Origin of the sequence: Streptomyces sp. SID13726 (assembly GCF_010548375.1) — a bacterium.
Lineage (GTDB): Bacteria > Actinomycetota > Actinomycetes > Streptomycetales > Streptomycetaceae > Streptomyces.
Window position 1 is genome coordinate 1 of the sequence record NZ_JAAGLY010000620.1, and the last position, 413, is coordinate 413.

The following is a 413-nucleotide window of genomic DNA, read 5'->3' on the forward strand; positions in this document are numbered from 1 at the left end:
GGGGCCGAGGTCGGCCCCCTCCTCAACGACTGATCACCTCGACGACTGAACACCTCGACGACCGAACACCTCGACGACTGGGAGTACGGGCATGGGCAAGCTGGACGGGCGCGTCGTCGTCATCACGGGCGCGGCGCGCGGCCAGGGCGAGCAGGAGGCCCGGCTCTTCGCCGCCGAGGGCGCCAAGGTGCTCCTCTGCGACGTGCTGGACGAGCAGGGCGCCGCCGTCGCCAAGGACATAGCCGGGGAGGCGGGCGAGGACCGCGCCCGGTACGTACGCCTCGACGTGAGCCGGGAGGAGGACTGGGCCGCCGCCGTCGCCACCGCGAAGGAGGCCTTCGGTCCGGTGGACGGCCTGGTCAACAACGCCGGGATCCTGCGCTTCAACGAGCTCGTCTCGACCCCGCTGGAGG

General features: G+C 72.2%; 1 protein-coding gene. It reads left to right on the forward strand.

Going from position 1 to position 413, the window contains the following annotated elements; translation table 11 throughout:
• Window positions 1-91: 91 nt before the first annotated feature.
• Window positions 92-413: SDR family NAD(P)-dependent oxidoreductase (locus tag G3I78_RS49430; RefSeq protein ID WP_164437215.1), on the forward strand; the 322-nt coding region annotated here is incomplete at its 3' end.